This window comes from Schlesneria sp. (assembly GCF_036405755.1).
GTDB lineage: Bacteria > Planctomycetota > Planctomycetia > Planctomycetales > Planctomycetaceae > Schlesneria > Schlesneria sphaerica.
This window is the reverse complement of the sequence record NZ_DASWWZ010000451.1, coordinates 1-7,442: the sequence shown is the minus strand read 5'-3', so window position 1 is coordinate 7,442 and position 7,442 is coordinate 1. Positions and strand designations below refer to the sequence as shown.

Sequence of the window (7,442 nt, the reverse complement as noted above, 5' to 3'; positions counted from 1 at the left end):
AGGAATTATACGAGCGAACCGGTGCGATGTCGTCGCGATAAGGGACATAGTTCTGTTGTGAGAGTGTGGGATAGCCGGGGGCAAATTCAGATGAGTACCCCGATCCATACGCCCCATACCCCTGCCCATAACCGCCGTAATAACCCTGGCCCGAACCCGTGTAGTATCCCGTGCCATACGATTGTCCGTTCAGAAAGTCTTGCGCATTTGCATTCGGCAACGGAATGGCGAGCAACGCTGCGGCCAATGTGGCTAATCTGAATTGCTTTGCGTTCATGATGATCCCTTTCAGAGACGATTTTTCTTAAGGGGACAGTCGGAAGTAGTGAACCGTCACTTGCAATTCACAACTGACACCCCTGTGTGTGGTTTCTGGCTTCGACCGGAGTCTGGATACCCATGACATCCGGCCATCCACACCGCTCGCTTCGGAACTCACCTTCGTGCTCAAGCTCAGGCGGATTACCGGATTGAGCGGGTTCAGGTCGCCACGTAAGGGGAGCTGGAGTTCTCCGCTGCTCCCAACGAGTGGCACCTGAACTGGCGCGACTCACGAATTCAGAGGTTTCCTCCTAAGGATTTGCAAGTCGGCTAAGAGCGTAAATTGCACTTCGCGTACCATTCAAAAAACGGGGATTCACCACGGTTTTGAACAGGAACTTGGCGATTGCGGGTTCAAATCGACCGGCGGGCAGTCAACGTGGTTCCTGCAGACCGCAGCTCGGTCACATTCGACGAAGAACTCGCCGTTTCGTATTCTGCGGCGGCAAGGCCATCGCTGCTCGACTGCTCGACGTTTGGTGGCCAGACAATGCGGCCCGTATCAAGCCCAACGACGAACGAGCTTCGGCGATGATGTCGGGCGACGACAACACCTGGATGGAACAACAATGAATTTGCATGGACTCCCAATGCCGCCCGGAGTGCTCTCCGGATCTGCCGTTGCCACCAGCATCGCCTTCACGGAAGGACCTGCTTGCGACTCGACCGGCAATCTTTATTTTACGGACATCGTCAACAACCGGATTCTGGTTCTCGAAAAGGGTTCAAAGTATTACCGGGTGTTCCGCGAGCCGAGCGGCCGGGCCAATGGTTTGCTGTTTGACGTTGAAGGGCGTCTGCTGGCCTGCGAAGGGAACGAGTTCTGTCCCAACGACGGGAATCGTCGCATCACCCGGACCGATCTGAGAACGGGGGCTGTCGAGGTCCTGACCGACCGATTTGAAGGGAAACGCTACAACGCGCCGAATGATATCGCGGCCTGTTCCAGCGGCCAGTTGTTCTTCACCGATCCCTGCTATTACGACCGAAGTACGATGGAACTGGATCATGATTCCATCTATCGGATTGATCCCGACGGTCCCGTCACACGAGTGCTGACTCAGCCCGAGATTCAGCGGCCCAACGGAATTGCACTCAGTCCCGACGAACGGACACTGTATGTCGTCGACAGTTGCACGGTCGCAGGGGGGCACCGTCGCATCTGGGCTTTCGATCTCTCAAGCGACGGAACACTCTCGCAGCAGCGTCTCGTCTTCGATTTTGCTCCCGGACGGGGGGGCGATGGTATGTGTGTGGACTCGCAGGGAACCCTCTACATCGCAGCAGGGATCTCCCGTGCCCGTAGCGCGATCGAAACGGACCGGGTCCCCACTGGCATCTATGTAGTTCGCCCGGACGGAACTCTGCTGGGGTGTATTCCGATCGACGAAGACATCGTCACGAACTGCACGTGGGGCGGTCCCGATCTGAAGACGCTCTACGTCACCGCAGGCAAGACCGTCTATCAGATCCAGGTCGAAGTCCCCGGCTGGGTCGTCCATCGCAGTGCTTCGTCCCGCGGTTGATCACGAGAACCACGGCGGAACGGTCGTCAGAGACCATCGGATGCGTTAATCTGGCGACCTCTGAATCGACTCGTTCGGAACGAGCGTATTTGCCAACATCACTGAGGAACGACCGGAATGAAGTGGCATCTTTGCGTTTTCGTCTTGTGTATCTCGCTGTCGTCGACGGTCAGTGCTCAATCGCAGCTTGAGCTGAAGAAGGGCGATCACATCTGCATTGTGGGTGGCACCGTCGCCGAACGCATGCAGCACTACGGCTGGCTCGAAACCTATATTCACGCAAAGTTTCCCGACGCCGAACTTGTCTTTCGCAATCTCGCCTACAGTGGTGATGAGATCAACGGATTCCGCGATCGCAACAAGCGACTCCGTTCGATGGACTTTGGTACGCACGATCAATGGCTGAGCGGCAATGCTCCCTGTCCGCAAGTCGACAAGCTTTCCAAACGTGACGAAGGAAAAGTGCGGGAGAACCGGTTTGAACTGACCAACACCAATGCCGACGTTGTCTTTGCCTTCTACGGCTACAACGAGTCATTTGCCGGTGAAGCAGGCCTCGCAGAATTCAAGGAAAACGTGGATGCCTTCATCAAGCACACCTTGAGCCAGCAGTACAACGGAAAGTCAGCGCCACGCCTCGTCCTGTTCTCGCCGATCGCGCATGAATTTGTCGGCGATCCCAATCTGCTGTCGCGGACACAGGTCGTGGCCGCCAATGCCCGACTCAACATGTATTCTGAAGCCATGGGCCAAGTCGCCCGGGCCAACTCGGTCGTGTTCGTCGACTTGTTCACGCCGACCTTGAAATTGTTTAATGGTGATTCCCCGGTCGTCGGCAATTCTCGTGACAGCAAGGCCCCTGTTGCGACCATCAACGGCGTCCACCAGAACGCTGACGGTGACCGGACGATCGCCCGCGTTGCTGTTCAAGGCCTGTTCAAATCGAAGAGCGAACAGCTCGATTCAGTTCCTGCATCCCGGCTCAGCTCCATTCAGGCTGCGGTCAACGACAAAAACTTCTACTGGTACAACCGCTATCGCGTTACAGACGGCTATTCGACCTACGGTGACCGGGCGTTTCTCAAGTTTTCCGAGGGGCCCGGTGGGTACGGAGACGGACTGTCGAATTACTCCGTCGGCCAGCGTGAACTCGACGTCCTGGATACGCTGACGTCCAACCGTGACAAGGTCGTGTGGGCAGCGGCACAGGGGAAAACGATCAAGCCGGACGATACGAACCTGCCCCAGTTCCTGGAAGTGATTTCCAACAAACCCGGTCCGCTCGAAGGGGGCAAGCACCTGTTCCTTTCGGGGGAAGAAGCAATCAAGAAGATGACGGTTGCTAAGAACATCAAGGTTGAACTGTTCGCTGACGAGTCGATGTTTCCCGAACTGATCAATCCCGTGCAGATGGCCTTTGATACACGCGGTCGTCTGTGGGTGGCGACCTGGCCGACGTATCCGCACTGGAAGCCGACAACGCCCATGAACGACAGCCTGCTGATCCTGGAAGACACCAATCACGACGGCAAGGCTGACAAGTGCCTCACCTTCGCCGGTGACCTGCACAATCCTACTGGCTTTGAATTCTGGGGAGGCGGCGTCCTGGTCGCACAGGGACCGGATCTGCTGTTTCTGAAAGACACGAATGGCGACGACAAATACGATGTGAAGGAACGTGTTGTTCACGGGTTCGACACCGCCGATACGCACCACACGATCAACAGCTTTGCTCTGGATCCGGGTGGCGCGATGTATTTCCAGGAAGGGACATTTCACCATTCGCAGATTGAGTCCCCCTGGGGGGCTCCGCGCCGCGTCGCGAACGGGGCGGTGTTCCGTTATGAACCTCGGTCCCAGAAGACCGACGTCTACGTGACCTACGGATTCGCCAATCCACACGGCCATTCATTTAATGCCTGGGGACAGGACATCGTCGTGGATGGAACCGGTTCTGCTCCATACGACGCGACGCTGATGTCCAGCTTCCTCGAATACCCTCACAAGCACAGTGGCACACCGACGGTCTACAAACAACGCACACGCCCCTGCCCGGCGATTGAATACCTCAGCAGCAGCCACTTTCCTGAAGAGATGCGCGGCAGCCTGCTCGTCGGGAACGTCATCGGGCTCCAGGGAATCCTGCAGTACAAGGTTTTCGAGGACGGAGGGAGTTTCGGGGCGACCGAGTTCCCTGAAACACTGGTCATGTCGAGTGATCCCAATTTCCGTCCTGCCGATATCGAAACGGCACCGGATGGTACAATTTATTTCACCGATTGGCAGAATCCAATCATCGGACACATGCAGCACAACTTGCGTGACCCCAATCGCGACCGGATTCACGGCCGTGTCTACCGCATTCGATACGAGGGACGCGATCTGATCAAACCGATCCCCATTGCTGGTCAACCGATCGGCAAGCTGCTGGACGTTCTGAAAGAGAAAGATGACCGCGTCCGTTCACGAGCGCGCATCGAACTTTCCGCTCGACTCACCGCTGATGTGATTGCGGCGCTGGAACCCTGGCTCGCCCGGCTGGATAAGAATCATGCAGATTACGATCACCATGCACTCGAGGGACTCTGGGTTCACCAGCATCACAATGTGCTTAATACAGCATTGCTGGAACAACTTTTGAAGGCCCGGGATCATCGCGCACGGGCAGCCGCGATTCGTGTGCTGCAGGCTTGGCGGGATCGCGTCAGCAATACTCTGGATCTGCTGAAACAGGCGGCGAACGATGAGGCCCCCCGAGTTCGATTGCAGGCAATCTGGGCGGCCAGCTTCCTGCCGCAGGCGGAAGCGGCCGAAGTTGTGCTGATCGCGCGCGAAAAACCGACAGATGCGTTTATTGACCACATGTCGAAGGAAGTCATGCGGACGCTTCAACCCTATCTGGATCTTGCCAGCCGGGAAAACCGACGTGTGGAATTCACCTCCGATGCCGGTGCCAGGTACTTCCTGAAGAGTCTTACAAATGACCAGCTGCTGAACGAAAAGCGCGACCGACTGGTCTACGTGGAAATGCTGAACCGGCCTGGGCTGCGGGATGAAGCCCGACGCGAGGCCATCGAAGGACTTTCGCGGCTGGACAACAAGCCACAGTTGGCCGTGATTATGGATGCCATCAATACGCTGGACGGAAAGCAGTCGAATGCGGACGTCACCGTGATCTTTGATCTGGTGCGACAACTGACGGGACGAAGTGCCGCGGAACTGACGACGGCTCGTGCGGAACTCGAAAAGCTGGCGACATCCGCAAAGCAACCCATCTTCCGACAGATCGGGTTTGTCTCGTTGATCAATGTCGATGGCACGATCGATAAGTCCTGGGCGCTGGCGACAACCAGTTCAAACCACCTGATTGATTTCGTGAACGCGTTGCCATTGATCAGCGACGCCTCGATTCGGGCCAGTCTGTACGACAAGGTGGTGCCACTGCTTGACGGGCTTCCTGCTTCCATCGCCGGCACGACCTCTAAAGGAACGCTGGGACGCTATGTGCGAGTTGAGTTGCCCGGAAAGGGAACCTTGACACTTGCTGAAGTCGAAGTGCTCAGCGGTGGTGTGAATATCGCTCGCCGGGGCAAAGCGACGCAGAAGAATACCGCTTCGGGGGGGGATGCTTCCCGTGGTATCGATGGGAACAAGTCCGGTGCCTATGGCGATGGCGGGCAGACCCATACCGAAGAGAATACCGCACAGCCGTGGTGGGAAGTCGATCTGGGCGAGGTCTATCCGATCGATCAGATTAACATCTTCAACCGGACCGAGATTCCTGATCGGCTGGACCAGTTCACGTTGAAAGTGCTGGACGACAAGCGGGCTGAAGTCTTCGTCAAAGAGAAGAACCCTGCTCCAAAGGTCAGCGTTTCCTTCACTCTTGAGGGGGGCGGTCCCGAGTCACTTGTCCGTCGTGCCGCCATGCTGGCCCTGACCTACGTTCGCGGACAGGAACCAAGAACGTTCTCACTGCTTCAAAAATTTGTGAAGGAAGATGTAGAACGAAGCACGGCCATTCGTGCTCTTCAGCGACTGCCACAGTCGGCCTGGCCGAAGGATGAAGCGGCGCCGCTGCTGGAGGTGTTGATTGCTTCTATTCAGAAGACCCCCGCGGCCGACCGGACATCTCCAGCGGCCCTGGATGCACTCGAGTTTTCCGACGCACTGACAACGCTGCTGCCGGTGGAAGAGGCGAAGAAGACGCGCGCCATCTTGGGTGAACTGGGCGTTCGCGTCATCAAGATCGGGACGATCTTCGAGAAAATGGCGTTCGATAAGGATCTGGTCGTTGTCGTAGCGGGCAAACCGGTCGAGTTCCTGCTTGAGAACAGTGATCTGATGCCGCACAACTTTGTGATCACTCAGCCAGGGGCACTCGAGGAAATTGGACTGATGTCTGAAGCCAACGCCCAACAACCGGCGTTTGCCGAGCGATACTACGTGCCGCAGTCGGACAAGGTTCTTGCCAAGAGTACCTTACTGCAGCCTCGCGACAGCCAGCGAGTCAGCTTTACGGCACCGCAGCAACCCGGCGTCTATCCCTTTGTGTGTACCTATCCGGGGCACTGGCGGCGCATGTACGGGGCCTTGTATGTCGTCCCGAATCTGGACGAGTATCTCGCCAGCCCGGAACCGTATCTGGCTGCGAATCACATTGAGCCAGTCGACGCATTGCTCAAGGATCGCCGGCCCCGAACCGAGTGGAAGTTTGAAGATCTGTCCGACATTGTTGCGACGCTCGCCGAAAGCCGTGGCCACGGAAACAGCGACGACCATTCGCATGCAACACCCAACTTTGGCAATGGCAAGCAGCTGTTTACGGTGGCCAACTGTGTCGGCTGTCACAGATTCGACGGTGCTGGTCGCGAGTTTGGTCCGGACCTCACGAAGCTCGAACCCAAATGGACCAGTGTCGATATTCTCAAGGAAATTCTTGATCCTTCCGCCAAGATCAATGACAAGTACCAGACCAACGTCATTGAACTGGGGAATGGAAAAGTCGTAACGGGGCTCGTGGTCGAAGAAACCCCCGATGTGATCAAGATCGTCGAAAATCCACTCATTAAGGCCGAACCGATCGAGGTCAAACGGAGTGAGATCGTCGAACGGGAAAAATCCAAAGTTTCCATCATGCCGAAGGGCCTGTTGGACAAACTGACTCGGGACGAAATTCTGGATCTCGTTGCGTACGTGAATTCACGAGGCAACCGGAACCATCCCGTTTACAAAGCGGGTGCCGAAAAAGGTGGACACAAGCACTAGCCCGCCTTGTCGGTCGCGATAGAGGAATCCCTGGCGGCGCTCAGGTGCCGCCGGGGATTCGCCTCTGTGCGCCTGGCATGTTGTGTTTCTCGGAGATGCAAGTTCTCTACGGGCCGTGATGACCGGAACCGTGAGCTGTAGGACAGGGTGCCCGCCGCGAGGCGGGATCTGAAGGGAGCCGAAAGAGAAACTTGGACTCGACGAACAGAAACTGGATACAAGGCCGACGTGGTGGGGTAACCCGGCAGTGGACGGGGATGCCCAATGCTCATCCGGACACTCACGCCGGTAAATCCAGCGAGGCCCAAGGGAAAGAAGCACAACTTA

The 7,442-nt window shown here is 56.8% G+C and carries 3 protein-coding genes; 2 read left to right on the top strand and 1 reads right to left on the bottom strand.

All coding sequences use genetic code 11. The features are described 5' to 3' along the window. Window positions 1-277 (bottom strand): hypothetical protein (locus VGE80_RS15385; protein ID WP_440593279.1); only part of this gene is annotated, 277 nt, incomplete at its 3' end. Between the two features lie 613 nt (window positions 278-890). On the opposite strand from VGE80_RS15385, the gene VGE80_RS15380 reads away from it, so the two are divergent. Further along, window positions 891-1,847: an SMP-30/gluconolactonase/LRE family protein gene (locus VGE80_RS15380; RefSeq protein WP_440593278.1), complete on the top strand. Its 957-nt coding sequence runs from the start codon at window positions 891-893 to the stop codon at window positions 1,845-1,847. A 117-nt stretch (window positions 1,848-1,964) separates the two neighbouring features. Further along, complete coding sequence (locus tag VGE80_RS15375) at window positions 1,965-7,115, top strand: PVC-type heme-binding CxxCH protein (RefSeq protein WP_440593277.1); 5,151 nt, start codon at window positions 1,965-1,967, stop codon at window positions 7,113-7,115. Window positions 7,116-7,442: the final 327 nt, after the last annotated feature.